The organism is Streptomyces sp. SCSIO 30461, from assembly GCF_037023745.1.
Classification (GTDB): Bacteria; Actinomycetota; Actinomycetes; order Streptomycetales; family Streptomycetaceae; genus Streptomyces.
In genome coordinates, this window is sequence record NZ_CP146101.1 from 4,200,123 (window position 1) to 4,222,698 (window position 22,576).

General features: G+C 70.5%; 19 protein-coding genes. 13 read left to right on the forward strand and 6 right to left on the reverse strand.

Translation table 11 applies throughout. The features are described 5' to 3' along the window. Positions 1 to 258 precede the first annotated feature (258 nt). Positions 259 to 693, reverse strand: coding sequence for a DUF6114 domain-containing protein (locus V1460_RS18650; RefSeq protein ID WP_338674778.1), 435 nt, complete (start codon positions 691 to 693; stop codon positions 259 to 261). Continuing rightward, positions 684 to 1,307 (reverse strand): DUF6230 family protein, encoded by a 624-nt coding sequence (locus V1460_RS18655; protein ID WP_338674779.1) that lies wholly within the window; start codon positions 1,305 to 1,307, stop codon positions 684 to 686. The genes V1460_RS18650 and V1460_RS18655 overlap by 10 nt, the downstream gene beginning before the upstream one ends. Before the next feature lie 320 nt (positions 1,308 to 1,627). On the opposite strand from V1460_RS18655, the gene V1460_RS18660 reads away from it, so the two are divergent. Next, the gene (locus V1460_RS18660) at positions 1,628 to 2,176 is read left to right on the forward strand and encodes a hypothetical protein (protein WP_338674780.1); all 549 of its coding nucleotides are present in this window, start codon (positions 1,628 to 1,630) and stop codon (positions 2,174 to 2,176) included. Between the two features lie 87 nt (positions 2,177 to 2,263). Here V1460_RS18660 and V1460_RS18665 read toward each other — a convergent pair whose 3' ends face one another. Beyond that, positions 2,264 to 2,623 (reverse strand): MmcQ/YjbR family DNA-binding protein, encoded by a 360-nt coding sequence (locus V1460_RS18665; RefSeq protein WP_338674781.1) that lies wholly within the window; start codon positions 2,621 to 2,623, stop codon positions 2,264 to 2,266. A gap of 283 nt (positions 2,624 to 2,906) precedes the next feature. Between V1460_RS18665 and V1460_RS18670 the strand changes: the two genes are divergently transcribed. The 5 genes from V1460_RS18670 to V1460_RS18690 all read left to right on the forward strand — a co-directional run bounded on the left by V1460_RS18670 (position 2,907) and on the right by V1460_RS18690 (position 9,408). Further along, complete coding sequence (locus V1460_RS18670) at positions 2,907 to 5,726, forward strand: SpoIIE family protein phosphatase (protein WP_407077486.1); 2,820 nt, start codon at positions 2,907 to 2,909, stop codon at positions 5,724 to 5,726. 22 nt (positions 5,727 to 5,748) lie between these two features. Next, positions 5,749 to 6,903 carry an ABC transporter substrate-binding protein gene (locus V1460_RS18675; RefSeq protein ID WP_407077487.1) on the forward strand — a complete coding sequence of 385 codons (1,155 nt, stop codon included), beginning with the start codon at positions 5,749 to 5,751 and terminating at the stop codon, positions 6,901 to 6,903. Positions 6,904 to 7,447: 544 nt separating this feature from the next. Continuing rightward, the gene (locus tag V1460_RS18680) at positions 7,448 to 7,669 is read left to right on the forward strand and encodes a hypothetical protein (protein ID WP_338674782.1); all 222 of its coding nucleotides are present in this window, start codon (positions 7,448 to 7,450) and stop codon (positions 7,667 to 7,669) included. A 161-nt stretch (positions 7,670 to 7,830) separates the two neighbouring features. Continuing rightward, positions 7,831 to 8,910: a selina-4(15),7(11)-diene synthase gene (locus V1460_RS18685; protein ID WP_338674783.1), complete on the forward strand. Its 1,080-nt coding sequence runs from the start codon at positions 7,831 to 7,833 to the stop codon at positions 8,908 to 8,910. Positions 8,911 to 9,177: 267 nt separating this feature from the next. Then, positions 9,178 to 9,408, forward strand: a complete 231-nt coding sequence (locus V1460_RS18690; protein WP_338674784.1) for a helix-turn-helix transcriptional regulator — start codon at positions 9,178 to 9,180, stop codon at positions 9,406 to 9,408. Between the two features lie 25 nt (positions 9,409 to 9,433). On the opposite strand, the gene V1460_RS18695 is transcribed toward V1460_RS18690, so the two are convergent. Both V1460_RS18695 and V1460_RS18700 read right to left on the reverse strand, forming a co-directional pair. Continuing rightward, positions 9,434 to 10,054 (reverse strand): L-threonylcarbamoyladenylate synthase, encoded by a 621-nt coding sequence (locus tag V1460_RS18695; protein ID WP_338674785.1) that lies wholly within the window; start codon positions 10,052 to 10,054, stop codon positions 9,434 to 9,436. A 132-nt stretch (positions 10,055 to 10,186) separates the two neighbouring features. Continuing rightward, positions 10,187 to 11,824, reverse strand: coding sequence for an FAD-binding oxidoreductase (locus V1460_RS18700; RefSeq protein ID WP_338674786.1), 1,638 nt, complete (start codon positions 11,822 to 11,824; stop codon positions 10,187 to 10,189). A gap of 59 nt (positions 11,825 to 11,883) precedes the next feature. Between V1460_RS18700 and V1460_RS18705 the strand changes: the two genes are divergently transcribed. From V1460_RS18705 to V1460_RS18725, 5 genes are all read left to right on the forward strand, one after another. After that, complete coding sequence (locus tag V1460_RS18705; protein WP_338674787.1) at positions 11,884 to 12,507, forward strand: TetR/AcrR family transcriptional regulator; 624 nt, start codon at positions 11,884 to 11,886, stop codon at positions 12,505 to 12,507. Between the two features lie 218 nt (positions 12,508 to 12,725). Beyond that, on the forward strand, positions 12,726 to 14,171 hold the full coding sequence (locus tag V1460_RS18710) for a S1 family peptidase (RefSeq protein WP_338674788.1): 1,446 nt from the start codon (positions 12,726 to 12,728) through the stop codon (positions 14,169 to 14,171). A 154-nt stretch (positions 14,172 to 14,325) separates the two neighbouring features. Continuing rightward, the gene (locus V1460_RS18715; protein WP_338678101.1) at positions 14,326 to 15,552 is read left to right on the forward strand and encodes an MFS transporter; all 1,227 of its coding nucleotides are present in this window, start codon (positions 14,326 to 14,328) and stop codon (positions 15,550 to 15,552) included. 71 nt (positions 15,553 to 15,623) lie between these two features. After that, positions 15,624 to 17,441 carry a serine/threonine-protein kinase gene (locus tag V1460_RS18720; RefSeq protein ID WP_338674789.1) on the forward strand — a complete coding sequence of 606 codons (1,818 nt, stop codon included), beginning with the start codon at positions 15,624 to 15,626 and terminating at the stop codon, positions 17,439 to 17,441. A 138-nt stretch (positions 17,442 to 17,579) separates the two neighbouring features. Continuing rightward, a complete protein-coding gene (locus V1460_RS18725; RefSeq protein WP_338674790.1) occupies positions 17,580 to 19,058 on the forward strand; it encodes a glutamate-cysteine ligase family protein in 1,479 nt (492 codons plus the stop codon). A 160-nt stretch (positions 19,059 to 19,218) separates the two neighbouring features. On the opposite strand, the gene V1460_RS18730 is transcribed toward V1460_RS18725, so the two are convergent. Further along, entirely contained in the window at positions 19,219 to 19,386 is a 168-nt protein-coding gene (locus tag V1460_RS18730) for a hypothetical protein (protein WP_338674791.1), read from the reverse strand. A gap of 183 nt (positions 19,387 to 19,569) precedes the next feature. Between V1460_RS18730 and V1460_RS18735 the strand changes: the two genes are divergently transcribed. Together V1460_RS18735 and V1460_RS18740 are read left to right on the forward strand one after the other, a co-directional pair. After that, entirely contained in the window at positions 19,570 to 20,943 is a 1,374-nt protein-coding gene (locus tag V1460_RS18735) for a cytochrome P450 (RefSeq protein WP_338674792.1), read from the forward strand. Positions 20,944 to 21,114: 171 nt separating this feature from the next. Next, the gene (locus V1460_RS18740; protein ID WP_338674793.1) at positions 21,115 to 22,521 is read left to right on the forward strand and encodes a SpoIIE family protein phosphatase; all 1,407 of its coding nucleotides are present in this window, start codon (positions 21,115 to 21,117) and stop codon (positions 22,519 to 22,521) included. Positions 22,522 to 22,576: the final 55 nt, after the last annotated feature.

A 22,576-nucleotide genomic window follows, 5' to 3' on the forward strand; every position in this document is an offset into this window, starting at 1 on the left:
TGTGCGGCGGATGAGAAGCAGGACGATGTCATCCGTGCACGGCGTGTGGGCGGTTGCGCGTACCGCGCGGTCGCGGCAGCGGCCTGTCGCGGCACCACATCGAGAAATCACCCATAACCGGGCGATACTCCTTTTGCTTCCAGGGATCAGCCGGGAGCGTCCGGTCACGGCGTGCCGCACCGCGGATACGCTACCGAGTTCCGACAGCATCGGGACGCCCCGGGGCGGTGCCGGTACACATGCGGCGCCGAGCCCGCCTCAGGCCGGGCCGTCCCGGGGTTCAGCCTGCGCGGGCCCGACCCAGGCGCAGGCGAGAGAGCCGCCGACCAGGCCCGCGAACAGGCCGATGAAGAGCCCGCCGAAGTTGGCGAGGGGGAAGGACACCAGCGACAGGAGCAGTGCCGCGATTCCGGCGAACACCCGGGTCTGCGGTCGCAGCCAGAGGCTGATGCCCAGCACGATGAGCAGTACGCCGGTGATCAGGGCGCCCGCGCCGGCCGTGGTCGACAGGGCGAGCGGGATGCCCGAAAGACTCAGCCGCACATATGGGAAGTACAGGATGGGGATGCCCGCCGCCAGAGTGAAGAGGCCGGCCCAGAAGGGACGGCCGCCCCGCCACACCCTGAAGCGATGGTGAGCGCTGCGCAGGCGTTCCGCTCCCGTCGTCGGCGATGACGCTGGATTCAGAAGCACTCGTGACTGCCTTCCCTGAGCCGCATGCTCAGATCGGGGACGTTCAGCGTGGCCGCGCTGACCGCGACGGCGGTCGCCTCCACGTCCGTCAGTTCGGCCGCGTCGGCCTGCTGAGCCACGCCGTCGGGGTCGAAGTACCGCGACTGCTTGTCACCGGGATTGATCGGCCCCTTGGTGATGGCGCCCGCCGCCACACCCATGTCGATGGCTTTGAAGTCCGCCTCGCCGACGTTCAGGGACTGCGCGTCGATGAACATGTTCCTCGCTTCGGCCCGCCGCCCATCACCACCGGTCAACCTGAGGGTGTAGGCACCGAGGACGGGAATGGGCACCACCACCGACTGGCAGAGGCCGTTGATCTCGGCATGCCGGAATCCGGTGACCGTCACCGGCACAGCGGTGCCTTCCCTGGTCACGTCCACCATGCCGTAGATACTCAGGCCCCGGACCGCCATGCTCTCCGCGCTGATCTGGAACGTACGCCCGGAGATCAGGAAGGAGGCGGCCAGCGCCCCCTGCGCCATCCCGACGCCCACTGTCGCGGCGGCGGCCACCGAGGCGGCGAACACCAGAGCGAATCGCTTCCAGCGGGTCCTGCCGAAGCCATGCGACATGACGCCTCCTCGGGCCGTTGAGCGGCGCGGCCTACGCCGTACGGGGAGAAGGGACACGTCCCTGTCCGGTTCCGGATCCCAGGCTTACGGATCTTCCGCGCGACGGCACTTCCAGAGGGCAGACGGGTGAGGCGGGGCGCGGGAAAGGCCCGTTCGACCCTCACACGCCCGCCGGTACCCGGAAAGCGAGCCCATACCTCATCCGCCCCATAGGTACGGAATGCACCGAACCAGCCGACATGGGGTGTACCGGGTGAGAACGTGGAGGCCACCGTCCGTCGGGATGGCACGTCGGTCACTGGACGAGGGAGAAGACAGCCATGCCCAAGGGGACCTACGCCAAGGACGCGACGGAAGCCGAGGGGGACCTCACCGCCTACTGCAAGGCGAGCAACTTCGACCGGGAGTGGTTGAGCGTCGAGCGCCGGGCCACCACCGTCCGCATCGCCTGCGACCAGGAGTACGGCTACGACGAGGTCTATCGCACCATCGACACGGACCAGGTGGCGCTGCTCGCCGAGACCGCCAAGCAGGCGCGCAAGAGCAAGCTGGACGCCGACGACGACGATCTGCTCTCCCTGGTCGAGCACACCGAAGAGCTGTCGAAGACGCTGGTGCCGAACATCCTCCAGCAGTGCGCCGACGCCTATCTGGGTGGGCAGCGGATCAATCTCGGCTTCTCCAAGACGATGACCCGCACCGAGTTCGGCCAGCTACGGAAGGACTGGACGGTGGAGGGCGAATACACCACCGGCGACGGGATGTTCACCAACTTCCACAGCTTCCCGCCGCAGGACAAGCAGAAGGCCGGGAGGGTTCGGTGGGCGACACGCTCGCGCGCCGAAGCATGCAGGGCAACCTGCTCGTGAAGATCGCCGGCCGGACCTTCAACATGCATGTGGACACCAAGGACTGATCGTCATCGGCAAGGGCACCCGGGAACGAGCGGTCCGCTCTCAGGCACCCGCGCCGGGCCGCAGGTCGGGATGCTCCTCGGCCAGCCGGTCCGGCGCCGCCTGCCTCCAGGAGTCGACGAGGATGTCGCGCAGCTCGTCCAGGTCCTCGAGCGCGGCGAGCCGCACCCTGACCCAGGCCGAACTCGCCTCGTGCGACGGCACCCAGAACTTCTCCGGCTCGGCGGCGATGAGCTCCGTGCGCTCATGTCTCGGGCAGCGGACCGCGAACGATGTCTGATCGTCGGGGATGGTGAGGTACATCTTGCCGGCCACACGGAACGTGGGCATCGCCCAGGCTTCCTTCTCCACCGTCCCGGGAAACGACAGGGCAATGCTGCGGATGTCGTCAGCGTCGATCATGCGCCCCACCGTAAGGTCTGTCGCACAGGACTCCGTGGGCGCATGACGCCGACGACGCCACCTCACCACGTCGTCGAATCGCCTGAATACATCGACTATCCGGACGAACCTCGCACCTCATGGCCGCCCCCACAAGCCGCCGCACGTCCCTCCCTCCGGAGGGAGGGCGCCATTGCCCGTGACGACCCGACCGGAACCACCGACACGCGAACACACCCAGAAATCCGTCGGCCCGTCCTCCGATCGAACCGCGACGGGCAGTCGGGAACGATAGAAATGCCTTGTGCGTGAATTTTCGGGGCCTAACGGGAATGAACCGCTGAAGCCACCCGAGAGCGACCCCGCGCCCGGTCGGAGGAGCGCGCGGCGGACACTGCGGTGGCTGGGTTCTCTGCTGGATGTCCGCAGCCTCGCGGGTCAGGTCTTCCTGCTCCAGGTGGGCGTGGTGGTGCTGGTCGTGATCACCGCGCTGGTGGCCCTCGTCGTCCAGGCACGTCGGCACAGCACGGAGGATGCCCAGCACCAGACACTCACCGCCGCCCAGACCTTCGCACACTCACCGGGGCTCATCGCGGCCCTCGACAGTCCCGACCCCAGTGCGGTGCTGCAACCGAGCGCCGACGCCGTCCGCAAAGCCGCCGACGTCGACGCGATCATCGTCTACCAGCGGGACGGGATCGCCCTGACCCACAGCGATCCGGACCAGATCGGGAAGCACGTCATCGGTCCCTACGCGGAAGCGGCATCGGGGAAGACCTTCACCAGGACGTTCCAGGGAGCCCTCGGGCTCTCCGTGATCTCGGCCGTGCCTGTCAAGGACAGCAACGGTTCGGTCGTCGCCATCGTCTCCTCCGTGGTCACGGTCGAGAAGGTGCAGGACTGGGTCAACCAGCAGTTGCCGGTGCTGTTCGGGGGGGCGGTCGGCTCGATCGTCCTGGCAGCGGGCGGGTCGGCACTGGTGAGCCGCAGGCTGCGGAGGCAGACGCACGGCCTGGGCCCGGCCGAGATGACCAGGATGTACGAGCACCACGACGCGGTGCTCCACGCCGTACGGGAAGGTGTGCTGATCGTCGGGGGCGACGGCAGGTTGCTGCTGGCCAACGACGAGGCCCACCGCCTGCTGGACCTGCCGGGGGACGCGGAGCACCGCTCGGTGAGCGGGCTGGGACTCGGCGACGAACTCGCAGGGCTGCTGACATCCGAGCAGCCGGCCACCGACGAGGTGCATCTCGCAGGCGATCGACTGCTCGCCGTCAACAAGCGGTTCGCCGGACCGACCCGGCCCGCGAGCCGGGTCGTTACCCTGCGGGACACCACCGAACTCCAAGCCCTCGCCGGCCGGGCGGAGACCGCCCGCGAGCGCCTGCAACTGCTCTACGACGCCGGGGTGCGGATCGGGACCACCCTGGATGTCACCCGCACCGCCAGGGAGCTCGCCGAGGTCGCGGTCCCCCACTTCGCGGACGTCGTCACCGTCGAGCTGCTCGACCCGGTCCTGCACGGCGAGGAGCCGTCGGGTGCGGGCACCGAGATGCGCCGTACCGCTGTCGTGGGTCTGGAGCGGGACGACTTGCTGTACCCGGCCGGCACGCTGATCCGCTTCGTCCCCTCCACTCCCACAGCCGTCGGCGCGGCGGAAGGCCAGGCCGTCCGGGTGGCGGATCTGAGCACTTCCGACGGCTGGCAGGCGCAGCATCCTGAAAGGGCCCGCCGGATCCTGGAACACGGTGTGCATTCCCTGGTGGTGGTGCCGTTGCAGGCCCGAGGGGTGGTGCTCGGAACGGCCCACTACTGGCGGAAGGGGGCCTCCGCTCCGTTCGACGAGGAGGATGTGACCTTCGCCGAGGAACTGGCCACCCGGGCGGCGGTGTGCATCGACAACGCCCGCCGCTACACCCGCGAGCACACCACGGCGGTCGCCCTCCAGCGCAGTCTGCTGCCCAGCCGGGTGCCCGATCTGTCGGCGCTGAGGGTGGCCTACCGCTATCTGCCGGCCCGGGCCGGAGTGGGCGGTGACTGGTTCGATGTCATCCCGCTGTCCGGTGCCCGGGTCGCCCTGGTCGTCGGCGATGTCGTGGGGCACGGGGTGCACGCCGCAGCCACCATGGGGCGGCTGCGCACCGCCGTGCACAACTTCTCCGTCCTGGACATCCCTCCCGAGGAGCTGCTGGGACGGGTGGACGAGTTGGTGGCACAGATCGACGTGGACGAGTCCGACGCCGGGGAGGGCCTGGGGATCACCGGGGCGACCTGTCTCTACGCCGTCTACGATCCCACCTCCGGCCGGCTGACGGTCGCCACCGCGGGCCATCCGGGCCCCGCGGTGGTACACCCCGACGGGAGTGTCGACTTCCCCCAGCTGCCGGTGTCCCCGCCGCTGGGCCTCGGGGCGTCGATGCCCGGCGAGAGCGCCGAGCTGAACGTGCCCGAGGGATCACGGCTGGTGCTCTACACCGACGGTCTGATCGAGGACCGGGACCGGGATCCGGACATCGGGCTCACGGCCCTGCGCGCCGCCCTGACCGGGCCCGATCGCTCCCCGGAGGCCACCTGCGCGGCGGTCGTCGACGCCTTGGTGCCCGACCGTCCCAGAGACGACATCGCGCTGCTGGTCGCCCGCACCCATCGGCTCGACGCCGACCGCATCGCGGAATGGCCGGTGCCCCGCGACCCGGCGGCGGTCGGCCCGGTCCGGGCCGCGTGCGTGCGCCGGATCCGCGAGTGGGGCCTCGAACAGCTCGACTTCGCCGCCGAACTCGTCCTCAGCGAACTGATCACCAACGCCGTCAACTACGGGAGCGACCCCGTCACCGTGCGGCTTCTCCGCGACCGCGCCCTGATCTGCGAGGTCTCCGACGGCAGCAGTACCTCGCCGCGGCTGCGGCGGGCCAGGGTCACCGACGAGGGCGGCCGTGGACTCTTCCTGGTGGCCCAGTTCGCCGAACGCTGGGGCACCCGCTACACCTCCAGGGGCAAGGTCATCTGGGCCGAACTGTCTCTCCACGGCGGCGGGCCGTCCGTGGAAGGACTCGCCGAGTTCCTGTTCGACGAGGTGGAGCCACTGGCCCCGGAGAGCGCGGACCGGGGCGGCACGGCAAGGTGAAGACGTGCGGCAAGGCGAACACGTGAGGAGCCTGCACGGCCGGCCGGCCGCCCGCCGTGCCCGGGCAGCGGCCGCCGCGGGCTGTCTCGGCCTGCTCCTCGTGAGCGCTTGTGCCGAGACGCCGAGGCCCCGGACGGTCAGGCCTGCGGTCGCCACCTCCGCGGCTGAGGCCGGGGGCATGGCCGCGCTGGTCGACGCGGCGAAACGGGAGGGCTCGCTGAACGCGATCGCGCTGCCTCGCGACTGGGCCGACTACGGCGGTCTGATCGACGGCTTCGAGCGGAAGTACGGGATCGCGGTCACGGTCGCCGATCCCGAGGCCTCCAGCCAGGACGAGATCGACGCCATCAAGGCGGACGGGAAGCGCGCCGACGCCCCTGACGTGATCGATGTGGGCGACTCGTTCGCCCGGACGGCGGCCCGGCAGAAACTGCTGGCACCGTACCGGGTCACCGAGTACGACTCGATCCCGAAGAGCCAGAAGGACGCCAAAGCCCGCTGGTCCAACAACTACGGCGGCTACATCTCCATCGGCTGCAACGCCGGACTGGCCAAGCCCTGCCCGCGGACCTTCGCCGATCTGCTGGAGCCCCGGTACAAGGGGATGGTCTCCCTCGACGGTGATCCCACACGTTCCAACACCGCCTTCGCCGGTGTCTACGCGGCGGCGCTGGCGAACGGCGGATCGTTCGACGACATCCGCCCCGGGCTCGACTTCTTCGCCGAGCTCAAGAAGCGGGGCAACTTCAATCCCGCCGAGTCCACCTCGACCGCGGTCGAGACCGGCAGCACCCCCATCAGCGTCGACTGGGACTACGTCAATCTCGACTACGCGGACCGGTTCCGCGACAGTGGGGTGGACTGGCAGGTGTCGATCCCCTTCGACGGCAGCTTCGCCCAGTACTACGCCCTGGCCGTCAACAGGAACGCCCCGCATCCGGCAGCGGCGCGCCTCTGGCAGGAGTACCTCTTCAGCGTGACCGGGCAGAATCTCCGTCTCAGGGGCTACGCCCGGCCGGTGCTGATGGAGGTCATGCGTGAGGACGGCACCCTTGACGAGGCCGCAGCGGCAAGACTGCCGACGGTCGAAGGGGAGCCGCGGTTTCCGACGGACGCCCAACTGGAGAAGGCCAGACGGACGGTGGACAGGGAGTGGGCCAAGGTCATGGCGGGCTGAACGCCCCGGTCCTCCCAAGGGGCGGCATGCCGTCCAAGCGGCGGCGTAAAGGACGCTCGGCGACGGGCTGCTCTCCCCGTCGAGGGCTTCGCGGTGCCACAGGGCTCGCCGGTGGTCCCCGAGGGCGGCCACAAGCTCACCCAGCGCCCTGCGCAGCGCCTCTGCCCGCTGGTCGGCGCGGGCAGCACTCTGAGCCACTCGCGCGCTCCTGATCTGGAGCAAGTCCGGTGAGCGCCCCCGAGCAGTGTGCCGATCACGGCGATGACACTGGGCCACATTCGCTGGGTGCCCCTTGGAACAACGCTACGGACAGGCATCGATGATGTCATCCGTCGATCGGCACCGTGCTCCTGAGGTCACCGACGGGTTCATCGACACCGTGGCACCCAATGGCTCAGCGGGACGGCGAAGCCCTGACGCATCACTCCGAATCACGGCAGGTCGGCTGATGGTTCGCCGGGTTGCCAGGCGGCTGACCGATATCGTCCGGCGCGACAGGCAGGGCGATCCGCCTGCGTTTCCGCCTGCGCTGAGGAGAACAGCCATGAGCGATCGCCGGGACCGGACGGGTACGGACGACGGACCGGCACCGCAGTCGCCGGGGACGCACAGCGGGACAACGCATGACGCTGTGCGCCTCGCCCTGGTGATCGGCGCGCTCGGTATCGCGTTCGACGACATCGGGACCAGCCCGGTCTACACCCTCCAGACCGTGTTCGATCCGAGCGACCCGCACCCGGTCCCGGTGAGCACGGAGAGCGCTTAGGGGTCGTCTCACCGGCCTTCCGGGCGGCGGGGGCTGGAGTGCCGACTTCCGGTCAATTACGATGCCCCTTAGTTGATCACTCAGCGTGGGGTTCCGGCCATAGCCCGTATACACCCGCGGCAGGCGTCCGCAGGCGCCGACGAACCGAAGGGGACTCAAGAGTGAAGCCCGCACTGGTAGTACCTCCGATCTACGCACCGATCCCGCCCGCGATACACCCGGCGCACGCGGCGATCGACGCGCGGACCGCGGCATGGGCGGACTCCTTCGGCATCGGATCCAGGGAATGGCGCAGCCGTCTCGTCACCCAGGACATCGGCGTGTTCGCGGCACGCATCCTCCCGGAAGGCGACGAGGAGGTCGTCTCGATCCTCTCCGACTTCGTCATCTGGCTGTTCGGCGTCGACGACGGCTACTGCGAGGAAGGCGCCCTCGGCAGCAGGCCCGGCGAGCTCGCTGCGGCACTCCAGCGGCTGCTGCGCATCGCACAGAACCCCGAGGCGCCGATCCTCACGGACGACCCCCTGGCCGAGTCACTGCGGGACCTGACCCTCAGGCTGTCGCGCTGCGCGACCCCGCTGCAGGTCGGACGATGGGTGGACACTCTCCGCGAGTACTTCTTCGCCGTGGTGTGGGAGGCTGAGAACCGCGCCGCGGGCAGGATTCCCGACCTGAATGACTACACGCTGATGCGCTTGTACGACGGTGCGACCTCCGTGGTGCCGCCGTTCCTGGAGATCGGCCACGGGTACGAACTCCAGCCGTACGAGCGGGACAGCAAGGCGGTGCGCGCGGCAGGCGAGCTGACCTCGTTCATCACCACGTGGGACAACGACATCTACTCCCATCACAAGGAAAGCCGCGGAGCGCACTACTACCTGACCAACATCCGGGTGCTCCAGCACGAGTACGGCCTCACCAGGGACGAGGCGCTGACCAAGGCGATAGCCCAGCGCGACCGGGCGATGTGCCTCTTCATGAACCTGCGGGCCAGACTGGAGGACGAGGGGAGCCCCCAGGTACGGCAGTACCTGCACAGCCTCGCCGCGTTCATCCGGGCCACCCAGGACTGGAGCGTCAGCTCCCTGCGGTACACCACGCCCGACGACCCGGCCGCGCTGTCCGAGACGTTCACCGACACACCCACCGACGACAGCCCGGACCCGCTGGACATTCCGTCCGTCGCCTGGTGGTGGGAACTGATCCCCGCGACCCGATCCAAAGCCCTCCGGTTCGCCTGAACGGCGCCCGTGACCGCCGCCCTCCCCTCCGGTGCGACGCCGCCACCATCGGGTCCGCTGACATGACCTGCGACTTTCACCGTACGTACCGGTGCGGACACATCAGGCCTCCCCCGGTGACACATCTGTGACAGTCGGCAGATACCGCCATGACATGCCGCATGCACCTTTAAACAAGACATAAAGAACATGTCGGTCAGAGATCCCCTGCTTCCGAGGGTGCGAGCAGGAGAACCGGACCGACGCCGACACCGCCGAGGACCCGCCATGGACCACACCCTCGCCACTCCGAACACAGCGACCCCTGCCCCCGCACTGGCCCCGCGCGAGCAGGAGACCCTCCGGCACATCGCCGCGGGGCGCACATACCTCCAGACTGCGCGCCGCATGGGGCTGTCCACCCACACGGTCGACGCCTACCTTCGCCGCATCCGCGCCAAGCTCGACATCAACACCACCGCCGAACTGACGCGCCTGGCCATCTCACTCGGCATGTGAGCCCGCGGGCCGCGACGGGCCCGGGCTACTCGAAGCGCGCGGTGTCGCCGGCCCCCTCGCGTACGATCTCGGGCTCGCCGCTGGAGAAGTCGATGACCGTGGTCGGCTCGGTACCGCAATCGCCCGAGTCGAGCACGGCGTCCACCACATGGTCGAGCCGCTCCTTGATCTCCCACCCCTGGGTCAGAGGTTCGCCCTCGCCGGGCAGCAGCAGGGTGCTGGACAGCAACGGTTCGCCGAGTTCGGCGAGCAGGGCCTGGGTGACCACATGGGCCGGGATCCGCACCCCGACCGTCTTCTTCTTCGGGTGGAGCAGCTGCCTCGGCACCTCCTTCGTCGCGGGGAGGATGAAGGTGTAGCTGCCGGGTGTCGCCGCCTTCACCGCACGGAACACGTCGTTGTCGAGCCGCACGAACTGGCCGAGCTGCGCGAAGTTCTGACAGACCAGCGTGAAGTGGTGGCGGTCGTCCAGAGCGCGGATGGACCTGATCCGTGCGAGGCCGTCCCGATCCCCCACGCGGCACCCCAACGCGAAGCAGGAGTCCGTCGGATACGCGACCAGCGCGCCGGACCGGATCAGATCGGCCACGCTGGTGATGGTGCGCCGTTGCGGGTTCTCGGGGTGCACGTCGAAGTACTTGGCCATTCACGGAGCCTACGTGATCCGGCCGCGTCCCTCGGCCCCGGAGCGCCAAGCGGAGTGAAGCGGCGCCCGTGCCGGCCGGGAGCCGACGGCTGTCCCGTGAACCACGGCACCGCGTCCTGACGGAACCGCGGGTCAGACGTCGGCGGCGGGATCGACGAGCACCCCGGGGTTGAGGATGCCCGCAGGATCCAGTGCCTGCTTCGTGGCACGCAAGGCCCGGGCGAACGGCTCCGGACGCTGCCGGTCGTATCCCGGGCGGTGGTCGCGGCCGACGGCGTGGTGATGGGTGACCGTGGCGCCGAGCTCCCCGAGCATCTCCATGGACGCTTCCTTGATCTCGTCCCACATCGCGACCTCCGCGCCGCGCCGCCCCGGGACGATGACGGTGAAGTAGGGCGCAGGGCCGTCGGTGTAGAGATGGGTGAAGCGGCAGTTGATCATCGCTTCCGCACCGGTCACCCGGCGGGCGACCTCGCCCAGCCGCCCGCGTACCGCCTCGTACAGCTGCCCGGCGCGGTCCCAGGTGCAGGCCGTCTCGAACGTCTCGCTGATGACGCTCATCCGGGCCAGGCCGTCCCGGAGGTACGGCATACGCAGGAACGCCGAACGCCAGGTGCCGGCGGCCGTGTCGGCGCCGTCGCCGGCCCCCGGCTCCGCGCCGCCCGCCGTCGACGAGGCCGAGCGTGATCCGCCGTGGTCGCAGGCCAGCGCCACCAGTTCGGCGAGCCGCTCGTCGACGGGCGCGTACGCCGACTCCACGCCCAGGACGAGCACGCTCTCGCCGCCCCGGGCAACCCCCGCCAGGGCCGCCTCCCCGGCGTCGAGCAGACGGCAGTTGGCGGGATTGAGGCCCGACTGGGCGATGGCGCGTACGGCGTCGATCGCCACGGGGAACGAGTCGAACAGCACGGTCGCCGAGGCTTTGAAGCACGGTCGGTCCTGGATGCGCAACCACGCCTCGGTGATCACTCCGAGGGTCCCCTCGGAGCCGAGGAACAGCCGGTCGGGTGAGGGACCGGCTCCGGAACCGGGCACTCTCAGCGACTCGCTGACGCCCACGGGGGTCACCACCCGCAGCGACTCCACCAGATCGTCGATGTGCGTGTACAAGGTGGCGTAGTGGCCACCGGCACGGGTGGCCAGCCAGCCGCCCAGAGTGGAGAACTCGAAACTCTGTGGGAAGTGACGCAGCGTGAGCCCGTGCGGTCGCAGTTGCGCCTCCAGGTGCGGGCCGAGGACACCGGCCTGGATTCGGGCCGCCCGGCTGACGCGGTCGATCTCCAGTACACGGTCAAGGCCGGACAGATCGAGGCTGACCACACCGCGATGGCGGTCACCGCGGTATTCCACTCCCCCGGCCACGGAACTTCCCGCCCCGTACGGCACCACGGCGGCTCCGGCGTCGGCCGCCCAGTCGAGGATGTCCGCGATGTCCTGCTCGCTTCGGGGGAAGGCGACCTGGTCGGGCGCGGGTGAGAGGTCCCCGTGCAACGCGCGGACGATGTCGCGGTACGCCTTGCCGTAGGTGTGGCCCGCCCGGTCGGGCGGGCTGTCCGACAGGAGCGGCGCGAGAGCCGCGGGCGGTCGGACGCGCACTTTCGGCAGTTCCACGGTACGGAGGTCGGGCACCGGCAGCGGTTCGGTCGCCGCTCCCGGGATCAGGGTGCCGAGGGCGGCGCATTCGGCCTCGGGCAGCGCCTTCTCGGTGGCACCCCAACCCCACCAGGAGCGGCTCTCCGGGGCGGGGGCGGCTTGAGCACGCGCGATCATGAATATGACCTCTCGGTAATTTACCGCTTGGTAAGTTACTTGAACGTATACTCATGCCCATGAGCACCGCAACGGGTCCGCGGCGCGGCGCGGGCACGAAAGGCGTGCCCCGCGCCCAGCGCGAGGAGCAGATCGTGGCCGCGGCCATGGAGGAGTTCGGACGCCATGGCCACGCCGGTGCGTCGATGGCCGAGATCGCCCGGAGTGTCGGGGTAACGAAGCCGATGCTGTACAGCTACTTCGGGTCCAAGGACGGACTCGCCACGGCCTGTGTGGACCGCATCGGCGGCTCTCTCGTCGAAGCCGTCACCACGGCCATGGCGCTGGGGCCTGACGACGACCGGCCGGCCCACGCCGTGCTCACCGCGGTGTTCGAGACCCTGCGGGCCCGGCGGCGCGCCTGGTTCGTGCTGTACGACCGCACGCTCCCCCCGGACTCCCAGCCCTGGCACGCGGCCCGTCGACACCGCGGCACCATCGACCGCCTCGCGGCCTCGGGCACTGCGGCACTGCTGCACGGGCACGGCAACGACGACGCGCTCGACGCCGACGCCCTCAAGCATGTGTGGACAGGCGCCGTCAGCGCCCTCGTCGGCTGGTGGGTCTCCCATCCTGACGAATCGGCCCAGGACATGAGCGCGCGCTGCGCCCGACTGCTGTCGGCCGTACGCAACGGCTCCTGAGTCCCCAGCCCCGGAACCTCCGAGGCCCCCAGGTACCTCCGGCACCGTCGCCCCGGCGGCCCTTCGGATCCCCGGCCGTCGTCGAACGGTTCGCGCCGAACGGTGTGCAGCCCGCAGTGAACGGGGGGGCGGGTCGGCGCGTATAGACAGGCGACCCCGCATTCCGGTGGTCATGCACAGACGGTGACGTCGCGTCAGTACGACCATGGAGGCTGCGCATGAGGCACGCACGACGGACCCTCCAGCGGATCGTCCGGCTGGCGGCCGTCGGCGGGCTGGTGAGCGGCTCGCTGATGGTGTCCAACGCCGTGGCGAGCGAGCCCGCCGGCGGGGCGGGGACCAGATCCGGGACCACTCGGGCAGCGGACCCCGGCGCTGATGCCGCCGTACGCGCGATGACCCGGCTGGGCACGGCTCGTACCGCCGGTACCTGGATGGGGTCGGCGGGCCGCCGGGTCGTGGCCGTGACCGACACCGGCGCGGCCGCCGAGGTGAGGCGGGCCGGGGCGGAAGCGAAGGTCGTGCGCAACAGCATGGACCGACTCACCGCGGCAACCGAGCGGTTGCGGGCGGCGCCCCGGGTGCCGGGCACCGCCTGGGCCGTCGACTACCGCACCAACGAGGTCGTGGTGCAGGCCGACAGTACGGTCTCGGCGGACGACTGGGGGCGCATGACCTCGGTCGCCGAACGGATCGGCGGTTTCGTCAAGATGCAGCGGTCGGCGGGGGCCTTCACCACCCGTGTGAACGGTGCCGCCCCCATCTTCGCGAACACCAACCGCTGCTCGGCGGGATTCAACGTGACCGACGGCCGGCAGTCTTTCATCCTCACCGCCGGGCACTGCGGCCCGGTCGGCACCACCTGGTTCGGCGACCGCCGGGGCAACCAGGCGGTCGGCAGCACGACCGCCGCCAGTTTCCCCGGGGACGACTTCGCCCTGGTGCGGTACGACGGCGGGGCGCCGTCCGGGCGACTCGACGTGGTGGAGATCGGCGGCGGCCAGGGGGTGCGGATCACGGGGTCGGCCGATCCCGTCGTCGGGCAGCAGGTCTTCCGCAGCGGGAGCACGACGGGACTGCGCACCGGCCGGGTGACCGCGTTGAACGCGACGGTCAACTATCCCGAGGGAACGGTCACCGGACTCATCCAGACCACGGTGTGCGCGGAACCCGGGGACAGCGGCGGCCCGCTGCTGTCCCGAGGCCTGGCGTTGGGTGTGACATCAGGCGGCAACGGGGACTGCGCCGCCGGCGGCGTCACGTACTTCCAGCCGGTGACCGAGGCGTTGGCGACCCTGGGGGTGAGCCTGGTGGGCCAGACGGCACCTGGCGGGGGTTCCGGCGCCGGGACCGCCCCCGGCGCCGGGGCGGCGGAGGACCCGGGCGAGAGGGAAGGCCCGGGCGACGCCGCTTCCCGGGCGCCGGACGCGACAGCCCCGGCCGTACCAGGACCTCCCGCGGCCGGGGGCCCCGACGGAGCGGGCGGATACAGCGGAACAGGCATCGTCAGCGACCTCGCGTCCGATCTCGGTCCGCTCGGCGCGGTCGGTCCCGGACTCGCGGTGGTCATCGCGAGCCTGATCCTGCTGGTCGCCAGCCGCTGGATCCAGTCCGCCCAGGGGCGCCGCACCTACCGCGACCACTACTCGCAGACCTGGGCCTGACCCGCTCCCCCGGACGACCGGCCGAGCCCTGCGGGCCGGTGTTCCGGTGGACTTCGCCCGCCGGGCGAGGCGGCTGCCGGACAGGGGGCCGCGGCGGCGCCGGCCTGTCGTGTCATGCGGAAAGCTCCGCTGTCCGACTACGGTCTTGGGTGTGATGTGCGTGGACGTGCGCGGCGACGCGGATGCTACCGGCGGAATCCGGCGTCCGGGCTACCCGGCTGCGGCTGCGGTATTCGCCATCGGCATGGCCGGGACGACGTTGCCGACGCCGCTGTACGGGCTCTACCAGGAGCAGATCGGATTCTCCGAGCTGATGGTCACCGTGGTGTTCGCGGTCTATGCCATCGCGGTGATCACCGTGCTGCTGGTCGCGGGCAACTACTCCGACGAGGCCGGGCGCCGACCGGTCATCCTGTGCGCCATGGTGCTGTCGGCAGCGAGCGCCGGGTGCTTCCTGCTGGAACGCGGGCTGCCGCTGCTGTTCGCCGGGCGGCTGCTGTCCGGGTTCGCGGCCGGTCTGCTGAGTGGTGCGGCCACCGCGGCGGTCATCGAATTGGCCGGTCCCGAGCGGCGGGCGCGGGCAGCGTTCGCCGCGACGGCGGCGAGCATGGGCGGGCTGGGCTGCGGCCCATTGCTCTCCGGGCTGCTGGCCGAGTACACGCCCTGGCCGCTGGTGCTGCCGTTCCTGGTCCATCTGGCACTGGTGGCGGTGGCCGGTGTGATCACCTGGCTGCTCCCGGAGACGGTCGAGCACACCAAGCGGTGGCCTCCGCCGAGTCCCCAGGGGATCAGGGTGCCACCGGAGGTCTCGGGGGTGTTCGCGCCCGCCGCCGCCGCGGCTTTCGCCGGTTTCGCCCTCCTCGGGCTGTTCACGGCGGTGGCACCCAGTTTCGCCGAGCAGACGCTGGGGGTTCGCAATCTGGCGGTCTCCGGTGCCGTGGTGTTCTCCGTATTCCTCGCCTCGACGCTCGGACAGTCGCTGACCGGGAAGTTCGGCGCACGACGGGCACTTCCGGTGGGCTGCGGGGTACTCATCGCCGGGCTGCTGCTCGTCGCCTCGTCACTGGCCATCGCCTCGCTGCCGCTACTCGTCCTCGGCGCGCTGTGCGGGGGCGCCGGGCAGGGGCTGGGCTTTCGCGGGGCGCTCACCCTCGTCAGCAGTGCGGCGCCGGCGGATCAGCGCGGCGGGACCATCTCGGCGTTCTACGTCGTCGCCTACACGGGGATCTCCGTTCCCGTGGTGGGCGTGGGAGCCATGGCGATGTGGCTGGGGCTGCGCGACGCGGGGCTGGTCTTCACGGGCTGCGTGGCGGTGCTCGCCGCCTGTGCCGGTGCGTACGCGCTGTGGCGACCGCCGTCGGAAACCCAGCCGGTACCGTGACCGGGGACGAGCGTGGGCGTATGGTCCCCGTTTCCCGATAACCGCCCATGTGGGCGCTTACCTGCTGCACCATGACAGGCATCCGCGGTGTGCAGACGCGGATATGGGGGTGCGCGATGGAGCCGCTGAAACCGCTGGAGACCGGGGATCCGCGGGAAGTGGGCCCGTATCGGCTCGTGGCACGGCTCGGGGCGGGCGGAATGGGACGCGTGTTCCTCGGGCGCTCGCGCGGTGGCCGGGCGGTGGCCGTGAAGGTGATCCGTCCGGAGCTGGCCGACGGCGCGGAGGGGGCCGAGTTCCGGGAGCGGTTCGCCCGTGAGGTGGCGGCGGCGCGCAGGGTCAACGGTGTGTTCACGGCGGGCGTCGTGGACGCCGACCCGGAAGCCCGACCCCCATGGCTGGCCACGGCGTATGTGCCGGGGGTCTCCCTGGACGCGGCGGTGGCACGGTCGGGAGCGTGGCCGGAAGGGCCGCTGACGTCGCTCGCCGCAGGACTGGCGGAAGCCCTTGAGGTGATCCACGCGGCCGGTGTGGTCCACCGTGATCTGAAGCCCTCCAACGTCCTGTTGGCACCGGACGGTCCGCGGGTGATCGACTTCGGCATCTCGGTGGCAAGCGAGCTGAACTCCATCACTCGTACCGGCGCCGTGGTCGGCACTCCCGGGTTCATGTCCCCCGAGCAGTTGACGCGCGGCCGTACGGGGCCGGAGTGCGATGTGTTCGCGCTGGGCGCGGTGCTGGGCTTCGCGGCGTCGGGCACGGGCCCCTTCGGCACCGGCTCGGCTCAGAGCCTGATGTTCAGGATCGTGTATGAGGAGCCCGAGTTGGACGCAGTGCCCGCGAGGCTGCGCGCACTGGTGGCACGCTGTCTGGCGAAGGATCCCCGGGAGCGCCCGGCGGTCGCCGAGGTGCTGGCAGTGGTGGCAGGTGCGGCAGAGGCGGCACGGACGACGGTGGTGTTCACTGATGCCGCGTGGCTGCCGCACCCTGTCGCCCGAACCGTGCGGGAGCATGCCAGGACCGTCGCCATGACGGTGGCGGTCCTGGCTGCGGACGACGGTGCGACAGAGCCGCGGGAGGTGCCACCGGGCGGTGGTGCGACACGACCGGGGAAAGCTTCACAGGACGGCTGGGCGGCACGAGCGGGGAAAGCTTCACAGGACGGCTGGGCGGCACCGGCACTCCCCACACCGCCGCCCGCCACCGTGCCGACCCCGGTGCCCACTCCCCCGCCTGCCTTCCCGCCGGCTCCGGCCCCTCAGCCACCCGCTCCGCCGCCGCTCCCCACGGTCCCGGCCCCAGGGCCGCGGCCGGGACGACGGGGGCCTGTGCTCGCCGCGTCCGCGGTGGCGGTGGCGGTGATCGGAGTCATCACCTGGCAGGCCGGAGCGATCCCCGGCTCCGGGCGGTCGCCTTCGAACTCCGGCTCGAACAGAAGCTCGCCCTACGTGTCCGCGCCGGTCGCGCCTCCCACGACCCCGTCGAAGACCTCCGCGTCCGCTCCCTCGCTCGCCGCCTCCCCCACCGGGACACCCCCCGATGACGGAAGCGCCGAGGTGGTGACCGGAAGGTGGATCGGCAGTTACGTCTGCAACCAGGGAATCACGGGCTTGGCCCTGACCATCGAGGACGAGGGCGCGGGTGATGTGTCCGCGGTGTTCAGCTTCTTCCCGGCCCCCTCCAATCCGCTCGTCCCGCGCGGCTCGTTCGCCATGAGCGGGACGTTCCGGGACGGGGATCTCAGGTTGCGCGCGACGCACTGGATCGAGCAGCCCCCGGGATTCCTGATGGTCGACCTCGCTGCGGCGTACGACCCGGATACGCCGGGTCACCTGGACGGGATGGTGTACGGCGCAAACTGCCTCAGTTTCTCCGTGGCCCGGTCCTGAGGTCGAAGACGGAGGTAGCGGGGCGACCACCTGGCGGTCACGCGTGCGGCAGCGCGTGCCGGCTGGTCCGTCCGCGCGGGTGGTGGGACGCTGGAGACCCGGGGGAGGAACCACGGCCGAGGAGACTCGGGAGGGCCGATGGGGCGCGATGTCCCGGCGCTGGTCTTCACCCGCGACGACCGCCGCCGGTACCGGAACAAAATGCAGCAGTGCCTCGACGCGTTCGCGCAGATGCTGCGGGACGAGCGCTTCGAGGCCGAGCGGCCCCAGGTGGGCCTGGAGATCGAGCTCAACCTCGTGGACGGGTCGGCCGAACCGACCATGCGGAACACCGACGTGTTGGAGGCGATCGCCGACTCCGCCTGGTCGAGTGAGCTGGGACGCTTCAACCTGGAGATCAACATCCCTCCTCGGGAACTGACCGCCGGCGGCCCGGACGCCTGGGAGAAGGAGGTCCGGGACGCGCTGAACCACGCCGAGGAACGCGCCACTGCCGTCGGGGCCCACCTGGTGATGGTGGGGATACTGCCGACGCTGCGCCAGCACGACGTGAGCGAAGCCGCCTTGTCGGAGAACCCGCGCTACCGACTCCTCAACGAGCAGGTGTTCGCCGCCAGGGGTGAGGACCTGCGGATCTCGGTGGACGGGGTCGAGCGGCTGAGGACGTACGCGGACACCATCACGCCGGAAGCCGCGTGCACCAGTACCCAGTTCCACCTCCAGGTGGCTCCGGAGGAGTTCGCGGGGTACTGGAACGCGGCGCAGGCGATCGCGGGAGTGCAGGTGGCCCTCGCGGCGAACTCCCCCTTCCTCTTCGGCAAGGAGCTGTGGCGCGAGACCCGAATCCCGCTGTTCGAGCAAGCCACCGACACCCGTCCGGAGGAGATCAAGATCCAAGGGGTGCGTCCGAGGGTGTGGTTCGGGGAACGGTGGATCACCAGCGTCTTCGACCTCTTCGAAGAGAACGTGCGCTACTTCCCTGCCCTGCTCCCGCTGTGCGAGGACGAGGAACCGCTGGAGACACTGGACCAGGGGGACATACCGGATCTGGGCGAGCTCACGCTGCACAACGGGACGATCTACCGCTGGAACCGTCCGGTGTACGCCGTCACCCGCGGCCGTCCCCATCTTCGAGTGGAGAACCGGGTGCTCCCGGCCGGGCCCACGGTCGCCGACGTGCTGGCGAACGGGGCGTTCTACTACGGTCTGACGCGGGCTCTGGTCGAGGAGGACAGACCGGTGTGGTCCCGTATGTCGTTCTCGGCGGCCGAGGACAATCTGCACGAGGCGGCACGCCACGGGATCGAAGCGCGCCTGTACTGGCCCGGTGTGGGCGAGGTGCCGGTGGCGGAGCTGGTGCTGCGGCGACTGCTGCCGATGGCGCACCTGGGCCTGGAGCTGTCCGGCATGGACACGGCGTGGCGGGAGCCGCTGCTCGGGATCATCGAGCAGCGGTGCGTGAATGTCCGCAACGGCGCCGTGTGGCAGACCGAGATGTACCACCGCATCGCGGGTACGAGCCATGTCGACGACCATGAGGCGCTGCGGCTGATGACCCGGCAGTACATCGACTACATGCACCTCAACGCTCCCGCACACACCTGGCCGGTGGACTGAGCACCCGTCGCGAGCGGCCACCCCGATCACGCCGGGGCACGCGCACGGCCGGCCTCCGACTTCACAGCCGCGAACGCCGCTGGCGCATCGGACAGCCGCTGCGACGACGTACCGACCGAAGCCAGGACACACACGGGGAGACCGGTTGGTCCAGGAACGCTCACCCGGGGAACAGCGTCGCCCCGGCCCACACCACCGCGAGCCAGCCGCCGACGATCGCGAGGGCGACGAGCAGCGCACCCACCACCGCGCCGGAAGGCAGCGGTTCGGGTGTGGCGGGGGCCGGGGGTTGGACGGGACAGCACTTCGAGCAGTGCGGCTCACTCATGGAGTGAGGATGCCCAGCACGGCCGCGTACCGGTATGCGCGATCCGGACTATCCCGAAGGGTCCGCCGAGGGCCTTGACACCCCTGCGCCCGGGATGATCCCGTACACGCCGCACAAGGCCCGACGCGTCGGCCTGTCCGCGTCGTCGGCCATATCGAGGAGCCGGAAGCCGGGAGGCACCGCATGACCGCTGAAGCCACCGGGCGGGGCACCGCCGGAGCGCCGTCCGGTCCGTCCGTCGTCACCGGTCCGCGCCGACTGCCCTGGCTCGGCAACCTTCCGCAGTTCGCGCGCGATCCGCTGGACTTCTTCGTCAGGCTCCGGGAGCGCGGGGACGTGGTGGCATGGCGGCTGGGGCCACAGCGGGCCCTGTTCGTCTCGCGTCCTGAGCACATCGGTGAGCTGCTCACCGGGATCGAGACGGTGTTCCGGCACCCCGAGCTGGGATGGGCGTTCACGCTCGTGCTCGGGGACGGCGTGGTGACCTCGGAGGGCGCCGCCTGGCGGCGCAAGCGGGCGCTGGTCCAGCCGGCGGTGCGACCGCGCCAGGTCAGGACGTACGCGGCGACCATGGCGGCGTGTGCCGCCGGGCTGGCGGCCACCTGGCAGGCCGGACAGCGGATCGACGTGCGACGGGAGATGCTCGCGCTCACTCAGCGGATCGCCGTGCGCACGCTGTTCGGTGTGGACACGGCGGGGCGGGAGGAGGTGATCGGAGCGGCGATGGACGTGGCCCAGCGGGCCATCGGCGACGAGTTCCGCGGTGTCACCCTGTTCCTTCCGCCTTGGGTGCCCACGCCCGGCAGGCGGCGGCTGCGTCACGCGGTCAGGGTGATCGACGCCGAGGTCGGGCGGGTGACCGGGGAGCGGCGCCGAAGTGGCGCGGACCGGGACGACCTGCTGAGCAGGCTGCTCGCCGCCAGGGACGAGCAGGGACTGCCACTGTCCGACAAGGAGGTGCGCGACGAGGCGGTGACGCTCTACATCGGCGGCCATGAGACCACGGGCACCACGCTCACCTGGGTCTGGTACCTGCTGTCCCACAATCCCGGGGCCCGCGCGCGGCTCGGGGAGGAGCTGAAGCGGGTGCTCGGCGGCCGCACACCCGAGTTCGACGATCTGCGGCTGCTCCCGTACACCGAGCAGGTGGTGAAGGAGACCCTGCGCCTGTACCCGCCGGTGTGGCTGATGACGGGTGTCGCGAAGGAGGGCTCGACCCTCGGCGGGCGGGCCGTACCGGAGGGCACGGTGGTGTGGTCGAGCCAGTGGAGCGCGCACCGCGATCCGAGGTGGTTTCCCGAGCCGGACACGTTCCGTCCGGAGCGCTGGGACCCGAGGGGCGAACCGGCGGCCCCGGACCACGCCTGGTTCCCGTTCGGAGGAGGCGCACGGGCGTGTCTGGGGGCGCGGTTCGCCATGGTGGAGGCGGTCTTGGTACTGGCCACGCTGGCCCAGCGCTTCCATGTGGATCTGGGACCGGGCGAGGTCCCCGCTGAGCCGCGGTTGACACTGCAACCCGGCGCGCCGATGGGCGCGGTGCTCCGGGCCGCGACCTGAGCCTGGCGTGGCCGCGGGGGACCCGGCCCGACCCTCGCCGCCGTCATATGCCGGAAGCACCACCGTATCGAGTGTTGCCAAATCCCTTACGCGCCCTTGCACTCTGTGCAACAGTCGTAACCGGTCCATCTCTTACGACTTGGCCGTGCGCGCCTGTAAACGGAGTACGACATGCCGTCCCATCTGTTCGCGGAACGTTCCGCCCAGCCACCCGGGCCCGACACGGTGGACGCGTTGATCTCACAGACCCGCCGGCTGCGCGGTGACGTGGACGCGGTTCGCAGGGACGCCCTGGTGGACGATGACGATCCACAGGGACGCTGGCAGCGCGCGCTGTGCGACCTGGCGGTCCATCATCTGGACGACCTCGGCACTCACTTGGGCCAGCTCAAGGAGGGGCTGCCGCCGTTCGAACAGGTCGCCGGAGCACCTGATGAGGCCCCGCGGTCGGAGTCCGGGTCACTGCTCAGCAGGGTCGGCACCGCGGAGTGGAACCTGCTGACGGACGGGGTCAGCTGGTCCGAGGAACTGCACCAGATCTTCGGCCGTCCGGTCGAGAACGGTCCGATGTCCCTCGACGAGCTGCCGTCCATGGTGTTCGCCGAGGATCAGAGCTTGCTGACGGCACTGGTGACGGACTGCCTGATCGACGGGAAACCCGTCGACGGCGAGTTCCGTATCGTCCGGTCCGACGGCAGGGTGCGCACTCTGCACATGACGGGCGAGCCGGTGCTCGACGCGGACGGGTGTACGGCTTCGATGTGGGCGGTCTTACGGGACGTCAGCGAACTGCGCAGGAGCCAGCGGGCGGTGCGTGAGTCCCGCGACACGCTGGCCCGCAAACACCACGTCGACCGCACCGAGCGACGGATCGCCGCAGAGCTCCAGGAGGCGGTTCTGCCCTCCTGGCGAGGCAGAAGCGGGGGACCCGTGGCGGTTGATGTCGCAGGCAGTTGCCTCGCGGCGGAGGACAGCGCCCTGATCGGCGCCAACTGGTTCGATGCCGTCCAGCTTCCGGACGGCGGCGTGGTGCTCAGCGTGGGCGACATCACGGGAAACGGCGTGACGACCACGTCCACGATGGCCATGCTGCTCGGGGCGCTGCGCGGGATGGCCATGGCCGGCGTCCGGCCCGGGGCACTGCTCGGACATCTGAACCAACTGCTGGACTCGTCCGCCCAGCCGGCGCTGGGCAGCACGCTGTGCTGCCACTTCGATCCCGTGACCATGACACTTCGATGGGCGCAGGCCGGGAACCCCGCCCCGCTGCTGTTCCGCCACGGGACGGGGCGGGTGCTGACGCCACCTGCCGGGATGCTGCTCGGGGCCTCCCCTGGCACGGAATACGAGCAGGCCGAGATGCCGCTGATGGCCGGTGACCTGCTGGTGCTCCACACCGACGGGCTGACCCGGGGCACCGATGCGCGCGAAGGATCGAGGGTGGACCGCTTCTTCTCGCTCGCCCCCCGCTTCACCGTGGCCCGTCAGGCACAGGACTGTGTGCGGTCGATGGTCGAGGAGTTCGGTGAGGGCGGAGCCGGAGAAGACGCCTGTGTGATGGCCGCCAGGATCCGCTGAGGGTCCGCCGGGTGCCCGGCGTCACGCACGGCGTGATGTCAGGTGTCACCGGCGG

What these genes read in the sequence shown, in the direction of transcription:
- V1460_RS18655 (WP_338674779.1), bottom strand. Translation starts at nt 1,307, where the DNA reads ATGTCGCATGGCTTCGGCAGGACCCGCTGGAAGCGATTCGCTCTGGTG.
- V1460_RS18660 (WP_338674780.1), top strand. Translation starts at nt 1,628, where the DNA reads ATGCCCAAGGGGACCTACGCCAAGGACGCGACGGAAGCCGAGGGGGAC.
- V1460_RS18665 (WP_338674781.1), bottom strand. Translation starts at nt 2,623, where the DNA reads ATGATCGACGCTGACGACATCCGCAGCATTGCCCTGTCGTTTCCCGGG.
- V1460_RS18680 (WP_338674782.1), top strand. Translation starts at nt 7,448, where the DNA reads ATGAGCGATCGCCGGGACCGGACGGGTACGGACGACGGACCGGCACCG.
- V1460_RS18690 (WP_338674784.1), top strand. Translation starts at nt 9,178, where the DNA reads ATGGACCACACCCTCGCCACTCCGAACACAGCGACCCCTGCCCCCGCA.
- V1460_RS18695 (WP_338674785.1), bottom strand. Translation starts at nt 10,054, where the DNA reads ATGGCCAAGTACTTCGACGTGCACCCCGAGAACCCGCAACGGCGCACC.
- V1460_RS18700 (WP_338674786.1), bottom strand. Translation starts at nt 11,824, where the DNA reads ATGATCGCGCGTGCTCAAGCCGCCCCCGCCCCGGAGAGCCGCTCCTGG.
- V1460_RS18705 (WP_338674787.1), top strand. Translation starts at nt 11,884, where the DNA reads ATGAGCACCGCAACGGGTCCGCGGCGCGGCGCGGGCACGAAAGGCGTG.
- V1460_RS18710 (WP_338674788.1), top strand. Translation starts at nt 12,726, where the DNA reads ATGAGGCACGCACGACGGACCCTCCAGCGGATCGTCCGGCTGGCGGCC.
- V1460_RS18715 (WP_338678101.1), top strand. Translation starts at nt 14,326, where the DNA reads ATGTGCGTGGACGTGCGCGGCGACGCGGATGCTACCGGCGGAATCCGG.
- V1460_RS18720 (WP_338674789.1), top strand. Translation starts at nt 15,624, where the DNA reads ATGACAGGCATCCGCGGTGTGCAGACGCGGATATGGGGGTGCGCGATG.
- V1460_RS18725 (WP_338674790.1), top strand. Translation starts at nt 17,580, where the DNA reads ATGGGGCGCGATGTCCCGGCGCTGGTCTTCACCCGCGACGACCGCCGC.
- V1460_RS18730 (WP_338674791.1), bottom strand. Translation starts at nt 19,386, where the DNA reads ATGAGTGAGCCGCACTGCTCGAAGTGCTGTCCCGTCCAACCCCCGGCC.
- V1460_RS18735 (WP_338674792.1), top strand. Translation starts at nt 19,570, where the DNA reads ATGACCGCTGAAGCCACCGGGCGGGGCACCGCCGGAGCGCCGTCCGGT.
- V1460_RS18740 (WP_338674793.1), top strand. Translation starts at nt 21,115, where the DNA reads ATGCCGTCCCATCTGTTCGCGGAACGTTCCGCCCAGCCACCCGGGCCC.